The organism is Methanomassiliicoccales archaeon, assembly GCA_038850735.1.
Classification (GTDB): Archaea; Thermoplasmatota; Thermoplasmata; order Methanomassiliicoccales; family JACIVX01; genus JACIVX01.
Window position 1 is genome coordinate 78,503 of record JAWCLO010000009.1, and the last position, 444, is coordinate 78,946.

The window sequence follows — 444 nt, forward strand, 5'->3', positions numbered from 1 at the left end:
TGTTGTTTGAGAGAGAAAAATCCCAAACGGCCATCAAATATCCCAATTGAAGAAGATTTGATGAAAGATAATCAGGGGCGAAAATTACTGACTCGTTTCTTCCGATATTCGTTTCAATCCAGTAAACTCCTTCCATATTCTCAGTTATGTATGGAGCCTTTTTCAATTGACTATCGACTGAAACAGCAGCAACCGGTAGAATGAGAGTTGCGGAAAGCAAGATGGTTGCAAGAATCTGTGTGCGGCGCCGGAATTTTTTGCCAATGATTTTACTTAGATAGACTATGCCGACGGGTGCTATGATGCAAAGAAGGATGTCAAGGTTCAAGATGAACCTGTTTCCGAAGTACAACCAAAGGCCGATGTATAGCCAAAGAATTATCGATAAAAGCGGCACAACAGTAAATAAACGTCGTTCTTTCCATAGGGCAATATAACCAAGTA

At 40.5% G+C, this 444-nt stretch carries 1 protein-coding gene; it reads right to left on the minus strand.

From position 1 onward, the window contains the following. On the minus strand, nt 1–328 hold a 328-nt coding region (locus QW087_06740), incomplete at its 3' end, for a hypothetical protein (GenBank protein MEM2944417.1). Nucleotides 329–444: the final 116 nt, after the last annotated feature.